Below are 23,200 nucleotides of genomic sequence, written 5' to 3' on the forward strand. Positions count from 1 at the left end.
GAAGTGCATAGTAGCGGTAGCGCATGCCTGCATGGTTCTCGCGAACGCCTTTTCCGTTCACGATGATTGAGGATGCCGATGAGCGAGCAATGTCAGGTTGACGAGTTGCGCACCCTGTTCCTGTTCGAGCACCTCGGGGACGCGCAACTCGAAACGCTGTGCGCCGAGGGCCGTGTCGAGACTCTTCCGCCCGGGCCGCTGTTCAGTGAGGGCGATCCGGCGACGTGCTTCTACGTATTGATCGACGGCGAACTGGTGATGTCGGGCCGCACCGCGGGCGTCGATGTGCAGACGCATCGCACCACCCAGCGCGGCGCGTACTGCGGGGCGTGGTCGGCGTACGTGCCGAACGCGGAACAGACCTACACAGTCTCGGTACGGCTCGTTCGCCCGTCCCGGTTCTTCGTGCTCGATGCCGAGAAGTTCGCGCGGTTCATGCAAAACGAGTTCCCGATGGCGGTGCATCTGCTGGCCGGCCACACGCTCGGCAGCCTGCGCCAGCAACAGATCCTCGGCCAGCGGGCCCGGCTGTTGGGCCTGGGCACCATCACCGCGGGCCTGACACATCAGCTCAACAACCCGGCCGCGGCGATCAGCCGTGCCGTCAGCGGCTTGTGGGACAGCGGCGCCAAGCTGCAGCGCAAGTTGGCCATGTTCACCGACGGCGGTTTCACCGCCGAGTCGGTGCGGGCATTGGTGACCATCCAGGATGACGCGACCAAGCACGTCCGCACATCCCCGGGACACGAGCTCAGCGCGCTCGAATCGGCTGATCGCGAGGAACAACTCAGCGACTGGTTCGACGATCATGGCATCACTCATGGTTGGGATTACGCGCCGACGTTCGTGGACGCCGGCCTCGGCGTCGACTGGCTCGATCGCGTGGCGCAGTCGGTGGGGGCCAGGCAGCTGGTCGGGGCTGTCGAATGGCTCAAACACACCATCGACACCCAACTGCACACCCGTGAGATTGCCGAGGCCAGCCGGCGCATCTCGGCGCTACTGGCCGACGCCAAGCAGTACTCGCAGATGGATCGCGGTGACTACCGGTATGTCGACCTCCACGAACTCCTGCGCAGCACGCTCATGGTGTTCAACACCAGTGTCGGTGCCGACGGGCCCATCGGCCTGGTCACCGAATGGGATCCGGAGCTCCCCGAAATATTGTGTTACGCAGGTGATCTCAATCAGGTGTGGACCAACATCATCGAGAACGCGGTCGAGGCCATGGCCGGCCACGGCACGCTGACCATCCGGACCGGCTACGAGTGCGAGAACATGATCCGCGTCGAGATCATCGACGATGGTCCTGGTATCGATGACGACATCATCGATCGCATCTTCACCCCGTTCTTCTCGACCAAGCCCGTCGGCGAGGGCACGGGGCTAGGCCTGGACCTGGCGTGGCGGATCGTGGAGAAGCACGCGGGCTCCGTGTCGGTGCAATCCAAGCCCGGCGACACGCGGTTCATCGTGTGCCTGCCGTTGGAGGCGCCCGGACCCGAGAACGCGGCCGCCGAGGTGCCCGTGGTCCGGCCGACGAGCGCATGATCGACGCGGCCCGAGCCTGGGCTTCCACCGAGGACGAGGCGGACACGTTGGAGGTGGGAGCGGCACCGCGAGTCGACAGCTTCGCGGCGTTCGCCCGGGTGTTCCGCGATGACGAAGGGGCCGCGTGGTGGGTTCCCGCGATCGCCTGGCCCTTCCTGACCGGTTGCGCGGCCGTGGCGGGATACGCGCTCGTGTCAGCCGGCCTGCCGTGGCAGCAGGGAGCTGCCGCACCGTTCATCTACGCGCTGTGGTTTGTCGTCGGACTTCCCGGGGCGATCGGCTGGATCTGGTACACGCTGAGCATCGTTCACGATCTGCGCGCCCGGCCGCGCGAACGCGACGAGAGCTACGCCGCGTGGCAACGGTCCGGCGTGCTGGCCCGCAGTTGCCCGACGGGGCGCAGTTACCGCCACGACCGTGACGAAAACCCGACGCACGTGCACCTCCTGATCCGGCCGGACACCAATCCGCAGGTCGCCCATCGGTTGCGAGCGAGTGTCCGAAAGTGGCTCGGCGACATGGCCGATGACGCGGCGTATGAGGTGTTCAAAGGCCGCCATGTCATCCCCACCGAAGACATCTTTGGGTCCGACGCCGCGGGCGGGTATCTCACCGACAAGGCGACGTGGAACAACTGGGTGTTGCTCCTGCCGCCGCGGCGCCCCGATGAGGCGTGGACCCTGTACGGGATGAGCGATGAAACGGCCCGCGAGCTCAGCCGTCGGTGACCACGGCAGCGGCCCGCAAATCTGTGGCGTCGCCGCGTCACGAGCTGTTACGTTGCGGCCGTGGACCTCTTCACGCAGTCATGGTCGGCGTTACGGGCCGCGGTGGCCGATCTCCGCGACGAGGACTTCGCCCAGCCGTCCGGCTGCACCGGCTGGCTGGTGCGAGATCTGGTGTGCCACTTCATCATCGACGCGCAGGACGTGCTGATCACCCTCGTGACTCCCACCACGGCTCAGCCCACCCACAACGCGGTCACGTACTGGGAGATCTCGGAGACTCCGCCCACGGGTGACGATCCGCTCGATGCGCTGACCGTCCGGCTGGCCGCGGCCTACCAAGACCCGGCGCTGCTCAAGTTCCACCTCGACGATGTCGGCGCGGCGGCGGGGCGAGCCGCCGCACTCGCCGACCGCGGCGTGCCGGTGGTGACGCGAGATGTGGTCCTCACCGCGGGTGATTATCTCGACGCATACGTGTGGGAGTGGACGCTGCACCACCTCGATCTGATCGCACACCTGCCACATGTGGCGGGGCCGCCCGCCGAGGGGCTGCGACGGGCCCGCGAGATGTTGGAGGCGATCGCCGGTGGCGTGTTCCCGGCGTCCTTCACGGACACTGACGCGCTATCGATCGGGACGGGACGCCGGGTACCTACCGATGTCGAAAAAGCTGAACTGGGGGAGCTGGCGGGCAGAGTGCCGTTCGTCGTCGGATGACGTGTGTCAGGCCTTGTTTCCCGTCAACGCCAGGCTGCCGCCGAGGCCCACCATCATGACCCCGCCGGCCGCGCGCACCGATTCCAACCGCTTGTCGGACGACGCGAACCATTCGCGCGCTGCACCGGCGAGTACCGCCCAGATGCTGTCGCAAACGAAGGCGATGACGGTGAAGGCCAAGCCCAGCACCATCATTTGGGTCGCGACGTTGCCGGCGTGGAAGTCGACGAACTGCGGCAGCGCGGCGACGAAGAACACGATGGTCTTCGGGTTGGTGGCCCCGACGATGAAACCCTGCCGCAGCGTGACCCATCCGGATGGCGGCCGTTGCTCGGTCGCATTCGTGCCGCCGGAATGGTCACGACGGTGCCGGATCGCCTGGATTCCCAGATAGATGAGATAACTCGCGCCGACGATCTTCACGATGGTGAAGAGCAAGATCGACTGTGCCACGATCGACCCGACCCCGAACGCGACAGCTGTCATCGGCAGCAGCGAGCCGAGTTCGTTTCCCAACACGCTGAGCAGCCCGCTGCGCCTGCCGCGCGCCAACGATCGCCCGATCACGAACAGCACGCTCGGACCCGGGATGGCGATCAGGATCAACGACGCGAATGAAAAGGTGAGTAAGGCTTCCCAGGACGGCATAACGCCGAATTCTAAGGGATCTGACCTGCAAAAACTCTGGTGCGCGATACTGGGATTGAACCAGTGACCTCTTCCGTGTCAGGGAAGCGCTCTCCCGCTGAGCTAATCGCGCCGGTTGAAACTCTTGGAGGTGGAGACGGGAATCGAACCCGTGTGCACGGCTTTGCAGGCCGTTGCCTCACCACTCGGCCACTCCACCGCTGGGGTTGATGCCACTGCACCTTCGAGCGGATGACGGGATTCGAACCCGCGACCCTCACCTTGGCAAGGTGATGCGCTACCAACTGCGCTACATCCGCGCGCCACGGGCGAGATCGTCGCCCGTCGCGAAGCAGAACATTAGTGCACTGAGGCGCGCAGACACAAATCCCCATTACGGGAGGGGAACGGGCGCCCTAAATCAGTGTTTCAGAACAGGTGGTACGCCTCGCGGGAAATCGCAAATCCGTGGCCGGTCACGGTGTCCCGGCAGGAGATTCCCGAACCGGTGCTCTCGCAGCGCAGCACACCCGCGGTGATCGAGTCGCCGTACGCGAGTTCCCCGCCTCCGCCGAGTGCGGTGTCACCCGCGCACACGAACTCGGCGGTGCCTCCGGTGGCCAGGGTGATGCCGTGCCCGTAGGCGAGCTGGCAGTCGGCGGGCCGCTTCGGTGGAGCCCAGTCGCGCTCTGAGATGTCGCACCGCGCGGTGTCTGCGTCGAGGTAGCAACCGATGTTGCCCGACGGCGAGGTGAACGGTGTGAGTTTGTTCACGCGGTGATCTGCCAGCACCGTGACTGCATCGGCGCTCGGTACGGGCGCGGCGGGCATCGGTGCGGCGGCCATCTGACCCGCGCTGTGGCAGCCTGCCGAGAGCAGTCCAGCAACGATCGCGCCGCCGGCTACGAACCAACGGATGCCCTGGTAAACCATGACGGGTGAATTTACGTCAGCGGTGATGTGCGTGTTTGGCAAATGGTTGAACACGCAAGCGACGATGGCGATTCTGGTTGCGTCGGGAACCCGTGCTAGTCTTCCTCCTCGTCCCCGGTCTCGTAGCTCAGTGGGAGAGCGTCCGCCTCACACGCGGAAGGTCGCTGGTTCGAACCCAGCCGGGACCACCACCTGTTTGCGCAGGTCAACGGCACTTTTTGCTGATTCGCATCGCCCGTTGGGCTATCCACGGGCGATTTCTCTCACGGATGCGGGTTTGCTGGCGTTGCCCGCACCGATCCGCCTTGGCGGGGAGATCCGTGCCCGACTCAATTCGGCTCACCGAATGCCATTGGTGGTATTTAGAGGTCAATACGGCTACCATAGACGCAACAACGGAGTACCGGGACGCGCTCGGCGGCGTACGGCGAATACGGACGACAAATCTGACCTTCCGAAAGGTATGTTCCGTGTCTCGCACCCAACCATCCCACGGTTCCGTTTCTCGCTATTTGTCGACTAAAGAAGCCTGCGAATACCTTGGTGTTTCCAAAAACACGCTTCGCAAGTATTACGAAGACGGCAGGATCAAAGTTCATCGGGCCGGTGAGCGACTACTGAAATTCGATCCCGCCGACTTGGACAAATTTCTGGACGGCAAGTACACGAAAAACCCGAAAATCGGCGGCAAGCGATGAGCTACGACCGGCGAATGAGCGACTACGAACGTCGCGACGTGCCGGGTTATCCTGGCTGGCAGGCAGATTCGGACGGCGAAGTGTGGTTTGACGGCCAGCACATGCCGATGAAACCGGACCTTCACCCTTCCCAATATGTGAGTTTCACCCCTTCCAATTCCGCGATTTTCACCCTGCCGACTCGGCGGCGAGTCAATCGGTCAAAATTGGTTTGTCTCGCGTTTCACGGAGAATGCCCGCCAGACAAAACGCTGGTCGCGCATTGGAATGATGTCAAACACGACGACCGACCCGAAAATCTACGTTGGGCGACGCGCAGCGAGAACGCACAAGACAGAATGCGAAACGCACGAGCCCGCGCGCAAGCGGCGCGACAACTGTTCGAAATCGGCATTCCGCTAGACGCGATTCCAGGAATCATGTGGAAACACTTCGGCGGACTGTGCTCTATAGCTGATTTCGAACGCGAAATCGGTTACGACGAAGTACGTCGGTTTTTGGATAGGAAGAAACGCGCGCATGATCGCGAATCAGCGTTGCCCATCTAGCCAGCCCGACACCGTTTCGGCGATTTCGTGCGGCATGTCAGCGTCCCCGGCGACTGTTTGTCACAGCCGGTGACGTACACGATCAACGTTCGCGGCTAGCCGGGACGAGTCGGCGTGACCGGGCGGTTTTGGCCGTTTCGGGGATTGCGCCACGGGCGCACGGCCTGCCCGCCACGGATCGGGCCGGGTTGCAGCGGATACGGCGTTTCTGGCGGGCTGTACGGATTCACCGGCGAATGCGGCGCGGTGTCGAGCGCAGAACCGCCCGCGCTTCGGAACGCGCCGCCTTGGCGTTGAACGGTCGCGCTGACATCACCGAAGTTGGGAACGCCGACGCGCGCAAACTCGACAGCTTGGCGTGATCGGCGCGAGCGCGGGCGACGTGCGTGCGTTCGATCCGGCGTCGCGGCCCACCCGTCGCCACATGAACGCGGTTGCGCGCCAGAAGCGCGTTTCGGTGCGCTGCCATCGCGCCGCGCGCCGGGTACTGCGAGCGCGACGCACCCACGACGGCGGCAACCGCTACGGCAGCCGTGGTCACCTTCGCGGCCTTGGCGGCGCGCTGACGGCGCAAAGCGGCGCGTTTGGCCGCATGTGCCGCCTTATCGGTTTGGGCGGTCTGCGGTGCGGCTGGCGCGCCGGGAACCGACGCAAAGCGACCGTGAGAGTCGCGAACGTATCGGCGTCGGCGGGCCATCAGTTGATCCTGTCGTTTGGTGGTTTCAGCGCAGAACTTCAATCGGCGCGGCACGGAACACGGTCACGGTCGGCGCGTCGGCGAATTCGAGCGTGACGCGTGAACCGGGGAGATCCGACCACGGCGTCAGCGGCGCATTCGGATGCTCCGCAGTCGGCCCCGGCGCGACGCTGGTAACGGTGCCGTGGCGGGTTTGGTCGCCGGTCACGATGCGGTCAGCGCTGACGTACTGCCAGAGCCGACCGTCTGATTCCGGTTCGGCAAATTGACCCTTGCGGTTGCGCTTGTAGGTGCGTCGTTTCGCCATCGTCAGCGCTTCTTGGTGAATCGGCCAGACTTGCCGCGCGGTCGGCGCTTGCCTTTGCCCTTTTTCGCCATGTCGTCGTTCCTCCCAGATCGTCGGTTCGTGGGGCCGATGTCAGTCGGCCAGGCGGGGCCGAGGTCGGCCAGCGTGCGGACGCGCCGAGGAGACTTCGACCGGTGGCGGGGCCGAGTTGCGCCGATGGTCGCGATTGACCAGGGGCGCTACGTCGTCCCGATTGCGCGCCGGTCCCGGCCCGTACTCGGATGCGCCGAAACGGTCACCGTGCGCCTTGGCGTCGTGCATCGCGTCGGTGAGTTCTTGCGTCATGTTGGCGCGTGCATTGTCGAAAACCATTGCGGTTACCTACTTTCGCCGATTCGCAGACCGCGACCGTTGCGCCGGATCGCCGGTTACAGGGCGATGCTCGGCGGGGTGTAAGTGGTTCCGCTGCCGATCTGGATCGCGACCGCTGCGCCGCGTTGGCGCACGCCGACGCCGAACGACCGAATGTATTGGCTGTCCTGAATCGGGTAACCGGTACTGCCGGGAGCTGCCAGCAAGCCGCGATACGACGAAACCGGATGCTCACGAACGCCGATCACGTTGTTCTGACTGTTCGGCCCACCAGTCGCCACAACGGCGATGTAGCCAGCGGGGATGAACTCGGTTTGGACCAACCACGCGGGTCCGTAGGAACCAAGGCATTCGATGCCGTGGAACTCGCCCGAAATCGCTTCACCGACGATGTTGTCGGGAGTCAGGTAAGCCGGAGCTTTCTTCGACGGGATGAACGAGTGCTTCGCAATCGGCCCACCACTGCGCGATTCCTCCCCTTGCCGGAACGTCTGGATATTCTCGCTTTCGAGCTGCGACGCCAGGATGAGGATCTGCGAACCCGCTTCCCGACCGTAGCCCTTGGCACGGATCGTCCTCACGGCGTCTTCGATATCGCCGGAATCAACCTGTGTCGCATCGGACTTCCAGTAATGCGTGGTGGTTGCTGGGTCGAACTCGTTGCCGAGGTACGGCGGCACGAACTGACCATCGGCGTTCCACAGACCCCGGCACGTATAGCCCTCGTTGTTCGTCTTCGACGACGGGTCGAACAGTCGCTTCAGGATTGTGCCCGTGACCAGACGATTGTCCGAATGCATGATTCCGTTGATGGACGCGTAGACCTGTTCGGCGGTCATCGCACGAAGTGCGCGCCACGTGAACGATGACCGCAGTCCGTAGTCCCCGAAGTCGTATCCGAGGATCAACGCTTCTGCGGGCAAACCGGCAGCGTTGGTCACGCCGTATTCCGTCAACTGTTCGAAGCTCGGAGACGAAATATTCTGTGGCACAGCCTCACCAGGAACGGTTGTGCGGAACGACAACAGATCGGAAATGCCGGTGCGGTGAGCGTTCCACGTGTCGAACGCTTCGACCAGATCGGCCCAAATCGTGTTCAGGTCAACGCCGTCAGCGGTGTGCGTCGCCAGCGCATCGCCTGCCGGGATGATGCCCATCTGGCCCGACTGTTCGCCGCCGAAAATCGGCGAAACGGGAATGCCGTCAATCATCGGGAAATCGGCGAAATCGAGAATCGCGGTCATTATCAGAACCTCACATTTTCAGGCGCGTTTATCGCGCGTGGTGCTCCGATTTTACTCGGCGGAATGGCGCGAACGGGGCCGCACATAGACGCCACGCCGACAATTAACACGCCACGCGCGCCATTCGTGACATAGCGCCCGCAATGCACTATCCTTGACACCACAACGGAGCACCTGGGCGCGTTCGGCGGCGCAAGGCAAATACAGCCATCACATCTGATCAGTAGTGAAAGGTGCCCGTTTCTCATGTCTCAGGATCGCGTGCGGCTCGATGTGGTGGGCGACATGCTCACCACAGCGCAGGCCGCGAAACTCCTTGGTGTAAGCCAGAATTCGATACGCCGCTACGCCCGTGACGGGTTGATCCCGGCGCATAAGGTCGGCAAGCGACTGCTTCGATTTCGTCGCGAGGACTTGATTCGTGTCATTTCGAAATCGGACAAATCCGCATGAGTCGTGAAATCGAAAGACGCCGAAAGTCTGTAATTGTCGAACCGATCAAACTGTCTGTTTATGACTTGCTATTTTCGTTGGTCACGCGGTCTGGCGTGGAAATCGCGCTAAGCGCCGGTGAAGTGAAAATAGGCGGAAAGGATAAATCATGACAATTGACTTTGGCAGACGAGTCATAGGTCCGCGCGTCGCAGCGTTCCGCAACGACCGATCCCGCTGGAACCTGGCGAACCTGTTCGCCGGTGAGCGTCGCCGTTTGACCGAACTCGACCGCGAGATCGACCGGCGCGCTTACGCATTCGCGCCCGCCGACCGCAACCTACAGGAACGCGCACGACGCGCGATGACACAAGCCGCAGAAATCGCACTGACGGGAAGCTACGCGAAATGAACCATGACAACAGACGACCGATCAGCGCAGCGACGCGCGCCGACCTCACCGCTCGGTTCTCCGCGTTGGACGAAAGGCGAGATCCGTTCGGGCGCGACGATCCAGCGCTAGACGCCGAAGTCGAACAGATCTTCGCTGGCCTGTTGCACGCCGATGGTTTGGCCGCACAGCACTACGAACGGAAATCGCCGGGGTTTCTAGCCGCGTATCAAGCGGTTTCGTTCCTGCCCGAGCTGGCGCGGATCGCAGAAACCGCCGCCGAAGCTGACCGGCTGTTGTGCGACGACGAGTTCAGCGGGCCGTTCGTCATTCTGACAACGCGGCCAGGAGATCGGTTCGTTCTGGACGATGCCAACGTGCTTGACGCGGCAATCTCGATGGCCGATCAGTACGGCGCGGTCTGCGATCTGCAATGCAGCTATGGCGGTAGTGGCTACTGCATCGAAGATATGCAGTTTTCCCAAAGGCATAAGTTGGACGGTTCCGCCTATATGGACAAGCACGGGCGGATGATCAATCGACCATTTACGTTTCCGTTCGCACATGGCGAATATCTCGTTTTGTCGAGAATCTGCATCGACTGTTGGATCGATTTCGTCAAGCGCTACGAAATCGCTGATGTGAGAATTCAGAATCCTTGGGAAACGCTCGGATGACCGAAGCGCATCACACCCTTCACGGGTCAGTGTCGATGCTCGAAATACGCTCTCCCACAGTGCATTCAGGCCGGATACGAACGAACCCCGACCGGGGAAACGAGGAAAGCCGGTCGGGGTTCGATCACGGTGTTCGGTCACCGCAGAACAAGCACTTTCGAGAATACCGCGTCGGTCCCTGAATTTCACAGCCCCGTAGGTAAATTGAGGCAAAGAATTGGCGGGCCGATCATTCCCACAAGATCGGCCCGCCGCAGCCACCCCGCAACCACCCCGCAACAAAGGTAACTGATGACCATTACACCACAGGTCAATGACAAACGCGGCAATCAAACGTGCGTTTTGCGATTTCCCCCGATTGGTCGAATTGATCCGCGCGACATCATCGCGACCGGCTCGATTCCACTCGACGCCGACGATCTCGCGTTCGACTTCGAGACGGCGCAACGCTGGGCGACGCGTCGCGCGGACCTGGCCGCAACGCTGGCCGCTCTGCCGATCTTCGGCGGCAGCATGCCCGCCGACGACCAGGCTGACGCCGTGACCACGATCCCCGACGTGGCCGGACAGGACACGCCAACCGCCGCACTGGCCTACGCGAACGCGGGTATGTACCTGATACCGACCAGCGCCGATGACATCAAGAACCCCGGCTCGATTCTCGGCAAAGGCTGGCAGGACAAGACAAGTCGAAACCGAGCGCAGATCCGGAGGTGGTTTTCCGACTATCCCGGCGCGGGCATCGCGTGGGACGTTGGCCGATCCGGCGCAATCGCTTTCGATCTCGATTGCGACGACAAGCCCGCTGACATGAGCGACGCCGTTTGGACGGCGCTGCAAACCGGCGCGATTCATACAACCCGCCAAGGCGGTTCGGCGCGGGCACACTACGTTTTCGCGTGCAAGCCAGACGAGTACGGCAACGGCGCGGGCGCGTTTGGGCGATGGGGCGAAGTCCGATGCAGCAACGGCGTGATCGTTCTCGCGCCGACACCGCACCCCGACGCCGACACGAAAGGCGGTTCCTACCGCTGGCGCAAGTGCGGCGAGTTGCCGCCGTTGCCCGATGTGCTGCGCGGCCTGTTGTCCAGCGCTGCGCAAAACGACGATCCCAAAACGCCGGCCGAACTGACCAAGTTTCTCGGTGCGCACGTTCGCGACGATCAGCCGCGCGGACTACAAGGCCACCTGACGAGTTTCGCCGCAGCGGTCGAACGCGGAGAGTCCCGCCACGATTCGATGACCAAAATCATGGCGTGGGCTTTCCGCGAATCGTTGATTGGGCGATTCGGTGCCCAAACCGCTTATGACGCGCTCAAACTCGCGTTCTACCGTGCCAAACCGGAGACCAGAGGAACCGGCGAGTTCGACCGGATCGCTCGGTGGGCGGCAGCGCAAGCCGAAATCGCCGATCCCAACGAAACGCGCCAGCGTGTCAGCCGCGACACCTACGCCGATCCGTTCGAATCGATCCGTTCGGATCTGGCCGCTTTCTGGTCGTCGTCGCCGCAACTGTCGGACTTGCGCCAGTTCGCGCAAGCGCGGCTGGTCGGCCCGATGTCTATGTTGGGCAACTCGCTGGCGCGTGTCGTTGCGTCGATTCCGCCGAACGTCGTCTTGCCGCCCATCGTCGGCGGCGTCGCCAGTCTCAATCTGTTCGTCGCGCTGGTCGGCAAAAGCGGTGAAAGCAAGTCGGCGTCCATGCGCGCCAGCGCCGATTGGTTGCGGATCGAACCGAACTACCAACCGTCCAAACCCGGCAGCGGCGAAGGGCTGGCGAAATGCTTCGCCTACAAGTCGAAACTCGCGGGCGGTAGCGGATGGGTACAAGTCGGCAAGCAATGGTCAGTGCTGGCGCAGATCCCCGAAGTGGACACATTGGCCGCGACCGGCAACCGCAGCGGTTCGACCATCATGAGCACCCTTCGCGAAGGCTGGTCGGGCGAACGTCTCGGTCAGGACTACGCGGGCGATGACAAGCGGATCATTCTGCAAGACAACCGATACCGGCTGTGTTTGAGTCTCGGCGTTCAGCCGTTGCGAGCCGCGCCGATCTTCGATGATGCGGACGGCGGCACGCCGCAGCGGTTCGTGTGGTTTTCGGCGGTCGATCACGACTTGCCCGATGTCGAACCCGCCGCGCCGCCAGTGCTTGATTTGGGCCGTTGGGAAGACGGCACTTCGAGCACTTCCGGCACCAACTCGGCGGCGTTGGTCGATCCCGATATCGACCGTAACGCCAATCTTGCGGTTCCCGCCGATCCGGCAGAGTTCGACATTCTGACGGTCCCCGCCATTGCCGAGCGCGAGATCAAAGACGTTCAGCGCGCGATCCGGCGCGGTCTGGGCGGCGTCGATCCGCTCGACGGGCATCGGTTGCTTGTTCAGTTGAAAGTGGCTGCCGCACTCATGGCGCTGGAAGGCCGACGCCACGAGATCACCGAATCCGATTGGCAGCGTGCCGCCGTCGTGATGGCAATGTCAAACATCACGCGCAAAGCGGTGCGCGATGAACTGGCGTCGAAGTCGCGAGAGCTGAACCTGGCGCGTGGTCGCGCCGAAGGCGAACGCGAGATCATCAAGTCCGACGTGATCGCCGAAGACCGGCAACGGGTGTTCCGGATGGCCGAACGTCTTCGGGACAAGCTCAAGACCGACGACGGACAAACGTTGTCGAAGTTGCGTAAGAATCTTGCGGCAGGAAATGCCAACAGAGACATTTTCGACAAAGCCGTTGTGTTCGCTGCCGACAACGGGATGGTTCGACGCGAAGATTTCACCGCGACCAACGGCCAAGAAAGCACGCGGATATGGTTGGCGTAACGGCGCACAGCAAACACCAGTGGTCGGTGCCCTCGTTGTGCGTCGGAAGGGTGGAAGGGTGGAAGGGTTCCACCCTTCGCGCGAAAAACTGGCTCCGACCGATTTCTAAAACCCCAGGTCACATAGATTCATTCATCGCCTATATAGAGCATTGGGACGGGGTTTCACACGGCAAGGGTGGAAGGTTCCACCCTTCCACCCTTCGCGGCCAGACCGGTGCAGATGTGGCGCGGAGCAAGCAAACAATGACAGGCGCAGAAAGGGACACGCAATGGAGCTGATCACGACGGAAATCGAACCAATGGTCGAAACTGAACCGGCACGGTTCCGGAGATCACCAAGCACGCTGAAAGCGCCAAAAGCGCCGAAAGGGATGAAACCGTGTTCGGCGGACGGTTGCGCATACCCACCGGAGCGCGTTGGTCTGTGTGCTCAACATCGGCGAACGCTGCGACTGACGGCGAAGATCTCCGACGCGGTGCGCGAGTTTCTGAATTCTGCCGAAATCCTTGCGGAGGGCGGAAACGGATTGATCGAAAACAGACTGATCGAAGATCAGGTGATAGAAGCGGGCGAATGCTTGGCGCAGGGATTGGGATTGCTCGCAAGCACACAGTTTGACGATCCATTGTTTTGGAATCCTTCGGCGATCCACATCGAAGATCGAAATTGGCGCGAGAAACTGCCCGAAAGATGGCGGGTTGAGTTTGTGTGGCGGATTGCCGAAACCGACGACATCGGCGAACTTGACGAAACCGGAACCGACAACATCGGCGAAATCGAAAATGATGAGATTGGAGTAATGGCGCTATGAGCAGCAAGGCGTACAAGGCGAACGCGAAAAACAAGGCGAGTTCGAAGGCGATGCGCGCGGGCACCTATGGAGCGGGCAACCCATCGGGAGCGACCAAACCGCAGGTCGGGAAACCGACGAAAGTCGCGCCGGTCAAATGCAGTGCGCGAAGCTCCCGCACCGGCATGCCGTGCCAGAAATGGCCGGTGGCGGGCGCAACCGTTTGCCGCACGCATGGCGGATCTGCCCCGCAGGTCCAAAAAGCCGCGCGTAGACGGCTAGAGCAAGCCGCTGACGTGCTCGTTCAGCGTTTGCTAGGCATCGCACTGGACGGCACCGCACCCGAAAAGGTCGCGCTGTCGGCAGTGCTGGCCGCGCTCGACCGCGCCGGTTTCAGCGTGAAATCCACTGTCGGCCTTGAGGTTTCGGCGAAACCGTGGGAACAGGTGATGGATTCGGCGTTTATGCCGCTGGAAACCACGTCGCGCGACGCGTACCGAGCGGCCCGAGACGGACACCCACCCGCCCTGGCGGAATCCCCCGCGCTCGACGGCGCTGCCGCTGCCGACGCCGATTCCGACGCCGATTCCGACGATGACAGCGTGATCGACGCCGAGATCTTGACCGAACACGAATACGCCGCGAGAGTCGCCACACGCCGTGTTAATCGAATCGACCACACGGAGACACCAGACGACGACGAACGCGGCGCAGGTGCCCGCACAGCAGGCGAATCGGGGCCATCTGGCGGGTTCGGTGCCATCGATCCGCTGACGGGCGAACCGCTGACCGACCCATCACGGATGGATCAGGCGATGACCACCGTGGAGGCGAACGAGATCGTTGCCGAGATCAACCGGCGCAACGCCGAGCGCATGCAGCGTGAGCGTGCCGACACGGGCCGTGCCGTCGTTCACCCGGTACGCCGAGCGCTGCCGCGCGGTCGTTCGTGACGTGTCGCAGAAGTAAAGAATTGCGACGCATGCGTGAGGGTTGCGAGCGTGCAGGTTTCAAATCGGTCTCTCGCAGTGATAGCCAACGGATAGCCCAACGTGACCGTTTGGACGGTGCAAAATCGCGTCTACCTGCGCAGATTGGCCGATTTCCCGGCTGGTACGTAGCCAGCGGAACGCCGAGGTATTCATTTTGCGTTATCGGCGAATTCGGATTCGAGCTCGTCTATTTTGCGTTGATACCACTTATGAGTCCGGATCGGCTCGTCGTGGAGATTCAGCAAGACGATCGCGACAAAAATGACGCCGCCGCCGATCAGCATCAGGATGCCGATCATGTACGAAAGAATGGGAGTGTCGAAAATGTATGACAACCCAAGGCAGACGTACGAACCGACCAGGCACAGGGCGGCCAGTACGTGAACTCGCTTGTCCCACTTGTATTTTGGCATAGTGGCCAGGTCGATGGCTCTAAGTTCGCGCAGCATGATTATTTCTAGTGTGTGATTTGGAACGATCGAATCAGGTATTTTTGTGTATATCTCGGTGAGATTCTTTAGACGCTCAACCCGACGATTAATCGTATTTTTGAGTGCGAAGAAACCGGCAACAATTGCGGCGAATAGCGGAACTGCTGCAATGCAGATCTGTAGCCAGGTAGGTGCGTCTTTCATGCCGTGCATTGTTGCGTAGCGCGGTGCGGTTGCGAAGTTAGAAACGCCGACAACTATGCCGATTCGTCGGTTTCGGCGGGTTCGTCGGTCTGGCCGTCGTCGGCAATCCGCGCGTCGGCAACTTCGGCCAGCTTCGGCGTTTCGACCAACGCCGAGAGTGCTTCGGCGACCTCAACCGCACGGCCCGACACTTGGCCCTGATAGCGCAGGCTGGCCGTTTGGGTGCTGTGCCCAAGGCGGGCCATCGTTTCGGGCAGGTTCGCCACGCGTGCGGTCTGGTGACCGGCGAAATGGCGCATGTCGTGAAGGCGCATGCCGGTCACACCCGCCGACGCGCACGCTTCGCGGAACGCATCGCGCACCACACGATCCGAAATGTGGCATCCGCCGCGTACCGGCGCGAACAACTGCGCATCGGGGCCGGGGCCGACGAACTCGGCCAAATGGCGTGCGATGTCATCGCGGATATGTGGCGGAACGACGACGTTGCGGCCCTTGCCCGATTTCGGCGTGCTGACGTTGCACCGTGGATTGCCGGTGGCCGCTGCCTGCTTTTCGGTCAAGTGAGTGACACCGCGCGTAAGGGCGATCAGCTCGCAGTTGACACCGATGTCTTTGCGTCGCAGTTCGATCACTTCGCCGAATCGCAGACCGCACCACGCCGAGATCAGTACCAGCGCGCGAAACTTCGCTTCGATCTTGTCAGCGATGGCAGCCATTTCGGCGATGCTTGGCACGACGGACTCATGGTTGCGTTTGGTCGAAGTCGCGCCGTTGATCATCGCCGGGTTTCGGTCCAACAGTTCATCTTTGACCGCTGTGTCACAAATCGCGTGCAACAGTTGGTAGGCGTGTGCGCGCATTGTGGGTTTGTCGGTCAGCGTGCGCGCGTGCCAGTCGCGAATCAGCGCCGGTTTCAGATTCGACACGACGACGTTCCCGAGCTTCGGCGCGATGTGCTTTTCGAGCAAGTTCGTGTAGTGCGCAATCGTCTTCGGCTTAAGGTTGCGCTGTTCGATCCATCGTTTTCCGTACTGTTCCAGCGTTTCGCGGTTTACCTCAACCGCCAGGCCGACACGTTCGGCGGGGGAGAGCCATTGCAGTTGTGGACCGTTCCCGCCAACCGGCGCAAGCGCCGAAATCGCGTTCTGGATCGCACGGCGTTCCTGTGTCAACCATTCTTCGGCGTCGATCTTGAGTTCGAACGTCGTCGGCGCGAAGTGCCGAACGTTGTCAGGGCCGATGTATGACGCTTGAAAGCGTCCCGACGAACGTTTGCGAATCCAGCCCCAACCACGATGGCCTGTTCTGCCCGACATGTGTTTCTCCTCGTTGTCCGGTTTCGACGATTCCGCATCCGTGCCGATGAATCGATTTCGTCGGTTCCAGCCGGTTAGGCTAGTGACCAGCAGGTTTGCTAGATCGGGCTATCCGTGGGCTGTGCCTGTCAAGTCTACTCCCATGTGATCCGCGCTGACCGACAATGACCCGAAATGAACGAATCATGTTGCGGTGCAATCGGTACCGTGCCAGAACAGATTAGGTCAGTACGGGTCAGCGTGGGTCATAACGCCTGGTTCGAACCCAGCCGGGACCACCACGGAAGGCCCCTCGTGCGAGGGGCTTCTCTATTTGGGCGGCAACAGCAGTCGGTCCTCCGGCGGATGTGCCGCCCGATGACGGTAGAGCCTTGTTGAAGATCTCTCTGCCGACGACGAATTCGCCATTCGCCATCGAAGTAGTCACGCAGTATTCGGACGTGTGTGCCTGCGGGAACCTCAATCACCCATCACAAGGTCGAGGTGGGTGTTGATCACGGCTTCGGTCTCGTGCAGGCAATGCCGCAGTGCGGCGGCCTGGGCCGCAGCCTCGTCGCCGTCCACGATGGCCGCGAGGATCGCGGCGTGGTCGGCTTCGGCCTGCTCGAATTCGAAGAGCTGACCGGCCGGGTCCGACGCCCACAGCAGCGGCGCCAGCTCGCCCTGCACCTGCACGGTGACGGTGGTGAGGCGGTTGGACTGGGCGGCGACTGCCAGTCCGATGTGGAAGCGGCTGTCGGCCTTACGGCGGTCCTGTGGGCTCGTCGCGGACCGGAAATCGTCGGCCAGGTTCTGGAGCCGGGTCTGATCGGCGTGATCGGAGCGGGCCGCGGCGAGCCGCGCCGCCGCGGCCCCGATGCTGCCCGACAGGTCGCCGAGGTCGCGTAGATCCTCGGTGCTGCGCTCGCGCAGCCGGCGCCGTCGCTCCTTCTCGGTGACCACGCCGGCGTCGCACACCACACTGCCGCCGCCGCGGCCGCGTTTGGTCTGGATGAAGCCGCGGTCACGCAGGGATGCCAGTGCGGCACGCAACGTGAGCACCGCCACGCCGAACTGCGCTGCGAGTTCCCGCTCTGCGGGCAGCATTTCGCCGTAGCCGATCAGGCCCACCGCGATGGCGGTCTCGAGTTGGTGGGCGATCTGGTCGGCCCGGTCGGGTCCGTTTGCTTCATTGGTGCGCAGATGCGCGACAAGCGAGAACGAACTGCCGTGCGGACTGGCGGTCTGCGTCATGACAGCCCCACAACCCGCCACGGCAGCCGCTGTGGATCCTGCGAGCGCACCGGTACGGAGTGCTCGACACGTTCCGAATCGGCAAGTCGCAGCCGCGATCCCGTGACGTGGCGAGCACTGTTGGACACCACGACGCGTTCGTTGGCGGCCAGCAGCACCACCTCATGACGACGTGTCCGTAATGTGCGGAGCAACAGTGCTTCCAGGCCCGGGATCGACAGGTCGGCGCCGATGACCGCTGTACCGCCGGAAGCCGCCTTCAGTGGAATGCCCAAAGTGATTGTGCAGACGTCGATCCCGCCCACGTCGATGTAGGGCCCGGTGGTGACCGCGTGCCCCGCGGCGATCGGCGCGGTGAACCAGTCGTGAGATTGGTAGTCGTAGAAGCCGACCGACTCGGGGTTGAGAATGTGTTTGACGAAGTACGAGTTGCCGTCGGCGTCGTGTCGCCAACATTCCAGCCAGCGCGTCGTGTCGCTCAGGGTGTCGGAACCGAACGCCATGTCGAAGCCCTCGAGCAGGGGTTCGTCGGCGGCGAGCAGTTCATGCAGCAGCGGTCTGACGGCTGCCAGCGCGGCCCGGTCGGGTGTCCGATGGCGCTCGGCGAACTCTTCGAGGATGTCGCTCACCCGGCGATGCACGATCTCGACGAGCCCGAAGAGCTCGTCCATGCGGCTACCGACCGTTTCCGCGACGCGATCCAGCAGCGCGGGCAGATCGTCTTCTGCTACATCCATGGTCGACACTCACCGTCCTCGTAGCCGCAGGCTAGCACCAGCGACCCCGCCGGAACGGCGCCCGGCGGGGTGTGGCTGAGGGGGTCGGCGTCAATCCCACGGTCCGGCGGCAGGTGTCGGGGCCGGCACGTGTGGGGCGGGTCCGTGATGGCCGTGATGATGCTCCTCGTATTCGAGTTCCAGCTCGTCGGCCGACTGCACACCGTCGGGCAGGTTGATGGTGCTGCGCGGACCTGTGTAGGTGTGCTTGACCCGGACCTGCCACGCGAGCCACAGCGCGAGCAGGGTGCCGCCGACGACCAGCGGCGTGTAATTGACGTACTTCCATTCGAAGCTCTCGCCCCACGGCACGCCGCCCGAGGACGTGGGCAGCATCGCGATGACGGTGGTGATCCCGATCTCGACGAACGCAATCACGCACAGCCACTTGTACTTCCGGCCCAGATTCCAGCTGCCTGCCTTGAATGCCGAACCTTTGCGCCAGCGCTGGTAGATCGGAATGGCGAACGCGAGGTAGAGCCCCACGACGCCGATCGAGACCACGGCGTTGAAGGCCACCGGCACGGGAGCGCCGTTGACGTCGACTTCGACCAGCGCGGGCAGGGTCAGGACGATGGCGAGCACGGCGACCAGGGCAACGCTGTACAGCGGCACGCCCTTGGAATTCAGCCTGGTCCAGAACCGGGCACCGGGCACCGCGCCATCGCGGCTGAACGCGAACAGCATGCGGGTGGTGGAGGTCATGCAGGCCATGGCGCAGAAGCATTGGCCGACAGTGGAAACCACGAGCACGATGCTGATCCAGGGGGCGCCGAGCGCCTGGTTCAGCACGGTCACCACGGACCCGCCGCCCGCGCTGACCGCGTCGGCGTCCTGGACCGCGAACAGGAAGCTCAGCAGCAGGATCCAGCCGCCGATCGCCGAGAACAGGATGGCCTGCCAGATGCCCTTGGCCGCCGATCCCGCGGCGCCGACGGTTTCCTCCGACATGTGGCACGACGCGTCGTACCCGGTCACGGTGAACTGGGGCAGGATCACCGACAGCGGCAGCACGAGAAGCAGGAAGCCGATGCCGGAAGTACTGCCGCCGAACATTCCGGTGTTGTTGATGCGCTGGGTGAACACCTCGGACACGCTGGCGTGGTGGTCCGGGACGATGATCAGGATCGCGATGATGGCCGCGACACCGACGACGTGCCACCACACCGAGATGCTGTTGAAAATGGCGAGCAGGTGGCTGGAGAAGATCGACAGCAGGGTGACGATGACGAGCACTCCGATGAAGATCAGGAACACGCGGGTCAGCGAGTAGCCCGCGGCCCACGTCTCGCTGAAGGCCGACAGCGTGATGTCGATGAAACTGGCTGCGCCGTAGGACACTGCGGCCACGATGGCCAGCAGGCCGAGAAAGTCGAGCCAGCCGGTGAAGTAACTGGAGCGCAGTGAGCCGAGTTTGGCGGCCCAGAAGTACATTCCGCCGGACGTGGGCATCGCCGAGACCAGCTCACCCATGCACAGCCCGACCACCAGGATCAGCGCGCTGACGATGGGCCAGCCCCAGCTGATGGCCATCGGGCCGCCGTTGTTCCAGCCGATGAAGAAGCTGATGAACGGGCCGCTGAGAATCGAGATGACGGAGAAGGAGATGGCGAAGTTGTGAAAGCCTGACCACGACCGTTCGAGCTCGGCTTTGTAGCCGAGCTCGGCGAGCATTTCGTCGTCGGAGTTCGGATGTGTGGTGGACACAGGTGGTATTCCTTGGTTTTCGACGAGGGGGGGAGTCGGTCAGCCGACGAGTTGGCGCAGGCTGTCGTTGAGGAAGACGCCGTTGGGATCGAATTCGCGGCGCACGGCGACGAACTTGTCGTACTCGGGATACTGCTTCTCGATGCGTTCGCGGGTCAGGAAATGGAGCTTGCCCCAATGCTGGCGGGCATCGAAGTCTTCCAGCAGCGCGTCGACGTCGCGCAGGTAGGGCCAGTAGTCGGTGCCCGGATGTCCCGACACCGACAGCACATTGGTGGCACGCTTGTAGAACGGCGACAGGTAGCCGTCTTCGGGCCCGACCCAACGAACTTCGATGGGGTACAGCTCGTTCGGGTACTTGGTCAGGATCAGTTGCTGCAGCGCCTCGATCGCTTCGAGGCTGTGTTCGGCTGGGACGTAGTACTCCAACTCGTGGAACGGCAGCGTCATGCCGCCCATGTCGTAGATCCGGTAGGACCGATCGATCCGCGCGCCCGGCGTGGTGCTGATGCCGTCGGGCTCGGTGATCTCCACCTCGCGGTAGATCTTCTGGTAGGCCCGGTTGGTCATGGGAAGGCCTTCGGGGCATGGCAATTCGTAGAGGGCCGGGGATTCCTCGGTCTGGCACCACAGGAACGAGTAGTGCCGCAGGTTGGCGACGTTGTCGGCGAGGTTTGCCTTGATCTCGTCCCAGTGCGGGTAGCTGACCTCTTCTGCGAGGTGGTAGCGCGGCGAGGCTTCCAGCTCGACTTCGGTCATGATGCCCAGCGTGCCGATGGCCACCTGCGCGGCCCGCAGCTTGTCCATGTCATCTTCGCCGACTTCGACGATCTCGCCGTGGCCGTTGACTATTCGCGCCCACCGCAGCCGGCCCGAGAAGCTGGTCTGGTGAATGCCGGAGCCGTGCGTCGCGGTCGCGAGTGCACCGGAGATCGACTGCTGGATGATGTCGCCCTGGTTGGTCAGGGACAGGCCGCGGTCCCACAGCGGATCGCCGATGTCCTTGAGCCTGGTGCCGCCGCGCAACCGGACCCGGTTGCGAGCGACGTCGACTCCGGTCAAACCGGTCAGCGCGTCGGTGTTGATCAGCATGCCGCCGGTCGTGACGATCGGGGTGAACGAATGGCCGGCCCCGACGGCCCGTACCGAGAGGTTCTGTTTGATCGCGAACCGGACGGCGTCGACAACCTCTTGCTCGTCGCGCGGTGCGACCGTGAAAGCCGGTGTGCAGGTTTGGTTTCCGCCCCAATTGGTCCACGGCTCATACGTGCTGTAGCTGATCGGCGGGACGGCGTAGTTGTGTGTGGGCATGGTGTGTGGACCTTCCGAATCAGCGGCCGTGGTTGTGCATGACGTGTTTGGTGCGGGAATAGTCGTCGAGCGCGTAGATGGACAGGTCGCGGCCGTATCCCGAGCCCTTGAATCCACCCCAGGGGGCTTCGGTGGCCAACACCAGATGCGAGTTGACCCACACGGTGCCCGCGTCGAGCCGGGCGGCGATGTCGTGACTGCGGCGCGCATTCTCGGTGAAGACGGAGGCCGACAGTCCGTAAGAGGTGGCGTTGGCCCGGGTGACGGCTTCGTCCTCGTCGGCGAAGGTCTCGACGGTCACCACCGGCCCGAAGATCTCTTCGCGGGCTGTCTCCGCGTCGCTGTCGAGGCCGACGAGCACGGTGGGTGCGATGAAGAAGCCGGGGCCTTCGAGGGCCGAACCGCCCACTGCTGCACGGACTCCGGCTTCCCTGGCCCGGTCGAGGTAACCGCGGACCCGGTCGAAGTGGGGGCGCGATACCAGCGGGCCGATCTCGACGTCGTCGCCGGCACCGGGCTCTCCGATCGTGAGCGAGCCGACTTCTTTGACCAAATGCTCGACGAACGCGTCGGCGACCGATTCGTGAACCAGCACGCGGCATCCGGCGCCGCACTCCTGGCCCGAGTTCCAGTAGCCGGCCGCGCGGATCGACGATGCCGCCGCGGGCAGGTCGGCGTCGTCGAAGATGACGACGGGCGCCTTGCCGCCGAGCTCGAGGTGAACGCGCTTGAGGGACTGCGCGGCTGCCCGGGCCACCGCCCGTCCGCTGTTGACCGATCCGGTGAGCGCGATCATGTCGATGTCGGGGTGCTCGGCCAGTGCCGCCCCGACCACCGGGCCGGTGCCGGTCACGATGTTGAGCACGCCGGCGGGCAGCAGGTCGGCGACCAGCTCGGCGAATTTCAGGGAGGTCAGCGGGGTCATCTCGGATGGCTTGAGCACCAGGGTGTTTCCGGCGGCCAGGATCGGGGCGATCTTCCACGCGGCCATCAGCAGCGGGTAGTTCCACGGCGTGACCACGCCGACGACGCCCAGCGGTTCGCGGACGATCACCGACAGGTGGTCGGCGGCGTAGTTGCCCGCGGCCTGTGACGTGGTGGCGCGGGTGGCGCCCGCGAAGAAGCGGAACGTGTCGATGGTGCTGGCCACGTCGTCGCGCGACACCGCGAACGGCTTGCCGGTGTTGGCCGATTCCAGGTTGACCAGCAGGTCGTGGTTCTCGGTGACGCGGTCGGCGATCTGCAGCAGGATCAGTGAGCGCTCCTTGGGGGTCAGCTTCGCCCACGCCGGCTGAGCCGTCCTGGCCGCCGTCACGGCGACGTCGACATCGTTGACGGTGCCTTCGGCGATCTGCGCCAGCACGGTTTCGCGGCACGGGTCGACCACGTCGATGGTGGCGTCCGCACTGCTCGGCCGGAACGCCCCGTCGATGAAGTGCCCGGCCGGGGGCAGGTCGCTCGGAGCGATCAACGCGGCCGGCTCGGCGGTGCGGCGGACGGTCACGGGCGGGGTGTCGTTGAGGACGGTCATCTGTCTGCCTTCGGTGAGCGATTGATTCATTTCTAAAGCTTTAATTGTGAATCTTTACGCTGTGGCGTGGCTCACGTCAAGAGGTGGAGGGCCCTTTAACCGGCTCGAAACACGCAGCCGCTTCGCCGGGGCTTGTCGGCGAGATTCGGTAGGGTGCTCCGACGTGACTCAGAGCCTTC

General features: G+C 63.2%; 25 protein-coding genes, 4 tRNA genes and 1 pseudogene. 14 read left to right on the top strand and 16 right to left on the bottom strand.

What is annotated here, in order from left to right; translation table 11 throughout:
* Positions 1-78 precede the first annotated feature (78 nt).
* From G6N67_RS28885 to G6N67_RS28895, 3 genes are read left to right on the top strand one after another with little or no spacing between them, the layout of a single operon-like run.
* Positions 79-1,551 carry an ATP-binding protein gene (locus G6N67_RS28885; protein WP_036437324.1) on the top strand — a complete coding sequence of 491 codons (1,473 nt, stop codon included), beginning with the start codon at positions 79-81 and terminating at the stop codon, positions 1,549-1,551.
* Positions 1,548-2,279, top strand: a complete 732-nt coding sequence (locus tag G6N67_RS28890; RefSeq protein ID WP_036437325.1) for a hypothetical protein — start codon at positions 1,548-1,550, stop codon at positions 2,277-2,279. Before G6N67_RS28885 ends, G6N67_RS28890 begins: the two co-directional genes overlap by 4 nt.
* Before the next feature lie 60 nt (positions 2,280-2,339).
* Entirely contained in the window at positions 2,340-2,996 is a 657-nt protein-coding gene (locus G6N67_RS28895) for a maleylpyruvate isomerase N-terminal domain-containing protein (RefSeq protein ID WP_036437328.1), read from the top strand.
* Between the two features lie 6 nt (positions 2,997-3,002).
* Here G6N67_RS28895 and G6N67_RS28900 read toward each other — a convergent pair whose 3' ends face one another.
* From G6N67_RS28900 to G6N67_RS28920, 5 genes are all read right to left on the bottom strand, one after another.
* A complete protein-coding gene (locus G6N67_RS28900) occupies positions 3,003-3,644 on the bottom strand; it encodes a LysE family translocator (protein ID WP_036437330.1) in 642 nt (213 codons plus the stop codon).
* Between the two features lie 37 nt (positions 3,645-3,681).
* Positions 3,682-3,756 (bottom strand) — tRNA-Val (locus tag G6N67_RS28905).
* 13 nt (positions 3,757-3,769) lie between these two features.
* A tRNA-Cys gene (locus G6N67_RS28910) sits at positions 3,770-3,843 on the bottom strand.
* A 27-nt stretch (positions 3,844-3,870) separates the two neighbouring features.
* A tRNA-Gly gene (locus G6N67_RS28915) sits at positions 3,871-3,943 on the bottom strand.
* 109 nt (positions 3,944-4,052) lie between these two features.
* A complete protein-coding gene (locus G6N67_RS28920) occupies positions 4,053-4,556 on the bottom strand; it encodes a DUF6636 domain-containing protein (RefSeq protein WP_308289874.1) in 504 nt (167 codons plus the stop codon).
* A 116-nt stretch (positions 4,557-4,672) separates the two neighbouring features.
* Here G6N67_RS28920 and G6N67_RS28925 point away from each other — a divergent pair.
* The 3 genes from G6N67_RS28925 (at position 4,673) to G6N67_RS28935 (ending at position 5,802) form a co-directional block, all read left to right on the top strand.
* Positions 4,673-4,747: transfer RNA gene (locus G6N67_RS28925), tRNA-Val, on the top strand.
* A 279-nt stretch (positions 4,748-5,026) separates the two neighbouring features.
* On the top strand, positions 5,027-5,254 hold the full coding sequence (locus G6N67_RS39000) for a helix-turn-helix domain-containing protein (protein WP_197747939.1): 228 nt from the start codon (positions 5,027-5,029) through the stop codon (positions 5,252-5,254).
* Between the two features lie 14 nt (positions 5,255-5,268).
* The gene (locus G6N67_RS28935; RefSeq protein ID WP_163642325.1) at positions 5,269-5,802 is read left to right on the top strand and encodes an HNH endonuclease; all 534 of its coding nucleotides are present in this window, start codon (positions 5,269-5,271) and stop codon (positions 5,800-5,802) included.
* A 226-nt stretch (positions 5,803-6,028) separates the two neighbouring features.
* Here the strand turns inward: G6N67_RS28935 and G6N67_RS28940 are convergent, their stop codons facing one another.
* From G6N67_RS28940 to G6N67_RS28955, 4 genes are all read right to left on the bottom strand, one after another.
* Entirely contained in the window at positions 6,029-6,343 is a 315-nt protein-coding gene (locus tag G6N67_RS28940; RefSeq protein WP_131524785.1) for a hypothetical protein, read from the bottom strand.
* A gap of 181 nt (positions 6,344-6,524) precedes the next feature.
* Complete coding sequence (locus G6N67_RS28945) at positions 6,525-6,806, bottom strand: hypothetical protein (protein ID WP_036437337.1); 282 nt, start codon at positions 6,804-6,806, stop codon at positions 6,525-6,527.
* Positions 6,807-6,917: 111 nt separating this feature from the next.
* Positions 6,918-7,157, bottom strand: coding sequence for a hypothetical protein (locus tag G6N67_RS28950; protein ID WP_036437340.1), 240 nt, complete (start codon positions 7,155-7,157; stop codon positions 6,918-6,920).
* Between the two features lie 56 nt (positions 7,158-7,213).
* The gene (locus G6N67_RS28955) at positions 7,214-7,996 is read right to left on the bottom strand and encodes a hypothetical protein (RefSeq protein WP_235684067.1); all 783 of its coding nucleotides are present in this window, start codon (positions 7,994-7,996) and stop codon (positions 7,214-7,216) included.
* A 207-nt stretch (positions 7,997-8,203) separates the two neighbouring features.
* On the opposite strand from G6N67_RS28955, the gene G6N67_RS28960 reads away from it, so the two are divergent.
* The 8 genes and pseudogenes from G6N67_RS28960 to G6N67_RS28990 all read left to right on the top strand — a co-directional run bounded on the left by G6N67_RS28960 (position 8,204) and on the right by G6N67_RS28990 (position 14,470).
* Positions 8,204-8,536: a hypothetical protein gene (locus tag G6N67_RS28960; RefSeq protein WP_163642044.1), complete on the top strand. Its 333-nt coding sequence runs from the start codon at positions 8,204-8,206 to the stop codon at positions 8,534-8,536.
* Between the two features lie 111 nt (positions 8,537-8,647).
* The gene (locus G6N67_RS28965) at positions 8,648-8,854 is read left to right on the top strand and encodes a helix-turn-helix domain-containing protein (protein ID WP_036437341.1); all 207 of its coding nucleotides are present in this window, start codon (positions 8,648-8,650) and stop codon (positions 8,852-8,854) included.
* A gap of 148 nt (positions 8,855-9,002) precedes the next feature.
* Positions 9,003-9,245, top strand: coding sequence for a hypothetical protein (locus tag G6N67_RS28970; RefSeq protein ID WP_036437343.1), 243 nt, complete (start codon positions 9,003-9,005; stop codon positions 9,243-9,245).
* The gene (locus G6N67_RS28975; protein ID WP_036437345.1) at positions 9,242-9,901 is read left to right on the top strand and encodes a hypothetical protein; all 660 of its coding nucleotides are present in this window, start codon (positions 9,242-9,244) and stop codon (positions 9,899-9,901) included. Before G6N67_RS28970 ends, G6N67_RS28975 begins: the two co-directional genes overlap by 4 nt.
* Positions 9,902-10,192: 291 nt before the next feature.
* On the top strand, positions 10,193-12,724 hold the full coding sequence (locus tag G6N67_RS28980) for a bifunctional DNA primase/polymerase (RefSeq protein ID WP_163642327.1): 2,532 nt from the start codon (positions 10,193-10,195) through the stop codon (positions 12,722-12,724).
* 271 nt (positions 12,725-12,995) lie between these two features.
* Positions 12,996-13,538, top strand: coding sequence for a hypothetical protein (locus G6N67_RS28985; protein WP_131524848.1), 543 nt, complete (start codon positions 12,996-12,998; stop codon positions 13,536-13,538).
* A 50-nt stretch (positions 13,539-13,588) separates the two neighbouring features.
* A pseudogene (locus tag G6N67_RS39740) lies at positions 13,589-13,750 on the top strand (hypothetical protein); the annotation flags it as partial.
* Positions 13,751-13,813: 63 nt separating this feature from the next.
* Positions 13,814-14,470 carry a hypothetical protein gene (locus G6N67_RS28990; RefSeq protein WP_131524850.1) on the top strand — a complete coding sequence of 219 codons (657 nt, stop codon included), beginning with the start codon at positions 13,814-13,816 and terminating at the stop codon, positions 14,468-14,470.
* A 188-nt stretch (positions 14,471-14,658) separates the two neighbouring features.
* Here G6N67_RS28990 and G6N67_RS28995 read toward each other — a convergent pair whose 3' ends face one another.
* The 7 genes from G6N67_RS28995 to G6N67_RS29025 all read right to left on the bottom strand — a co-directional run bounded on the left by G6N67_RS28995 (position 14,659) and on the right by G6N67_RS29025 (position 23,051).
* Positions 14,659-15,144: a hypothetical protein gene (locus G6N67_RS28995; RefSeq protein ID WP_131524852.1), complete on the bottom strand. Its 486-nt coding sequence runs from the start codon at positions 15,142-15,144 to the stop codon at positions 14,659-14,661.
* Positions 15,145-15,197: 53 nt separating this feature from the next.
* Positions 15,198-16,463 (bottom strand): tyrosine-type recombinase/integrase, encoded by a 1,266-nt coding sequence (locus G6N67_RS29000; protein ID WP_063835197.1) that lies wholly within the window; start codon positions 16,461-16,463, stop codon positions 15,198-15,200.
* A 459-nt stretch (positions 16,464-16,922) separates the two neighbouring features.
* Positions 16,923-17,696 (bottom strand): FadR/GntR family transcriptional regulator, encoded by a 774-nt coding sequence (locus G6N67_RS29005; protein ID WP_051579236.1) that lies wholly within the window; start codon positions 17,694-17,696, stop codon positions 16,923-16,925.
* Positions 17,693-18,433: a cache domain-containing protein gene (locus tag G6N67_RS29010; protein WP_036441030.1), complete on the bottom strand. Its 741-nt coding sequence runs from the start codon at positions 18,431-18,433 to the stop codon at positions 17,693-17,695. Before G6N67_RS29010 ends, G6N67_RS29005 begins: the two co-directional genes overlap by 4 nt.
* A 90-nt stretch (positions 18,434-18,523) precedes the next feature.
* Positions 18,524-20,146: an amino acid permease gene (locus tag G6N67_RS29015; protein ID WP_081812849.1), complete on the bottom strand. Its 1,623-nt coding sequence runs from the start codon at positions 20,144-20,146 to the stop codon at positions 18,524-18,526.
* A gap of 72 nt (positions 20,147-20,218) precedes the next feature.
* Complete coding sequence (locus tag G6N67_RS29020) at positions 20,219-21,490, bottom strand: D-arabinono-1,4-lactone oxidase (RefSeq protein WP_081812818.1); 1,272 nt, start codon at positions 21,488-21,490, stop codon at positions 20,219-20,221.
* A 19-nt stretch (positions 21,491-21,509) separates the two neighbouring features.
* Positions 21,510-23,051 (bottom strand): aminobutyraldehyde dehydrogenase, encoded by a 1,542-nt coding sequence (locus tag G6N67_RS29025; protein WP_235684068.1) that lies wholly within the window; start codon positions 23,049-23,051, stop codon positions 21,510-21,512.
* Positions 23,052-23,200 lie beyond the last annotated feature (149 nt).

It is taken from the genome of Mycolicibacterium mageritense (assembly GCF_010727475.1).
GTDB lineage: Bacteria > Actinomycetota > Actinomycetes > Mycobacteriales > Mycobacteriaceae > Mycobacterium > Mycobacterium mageritense.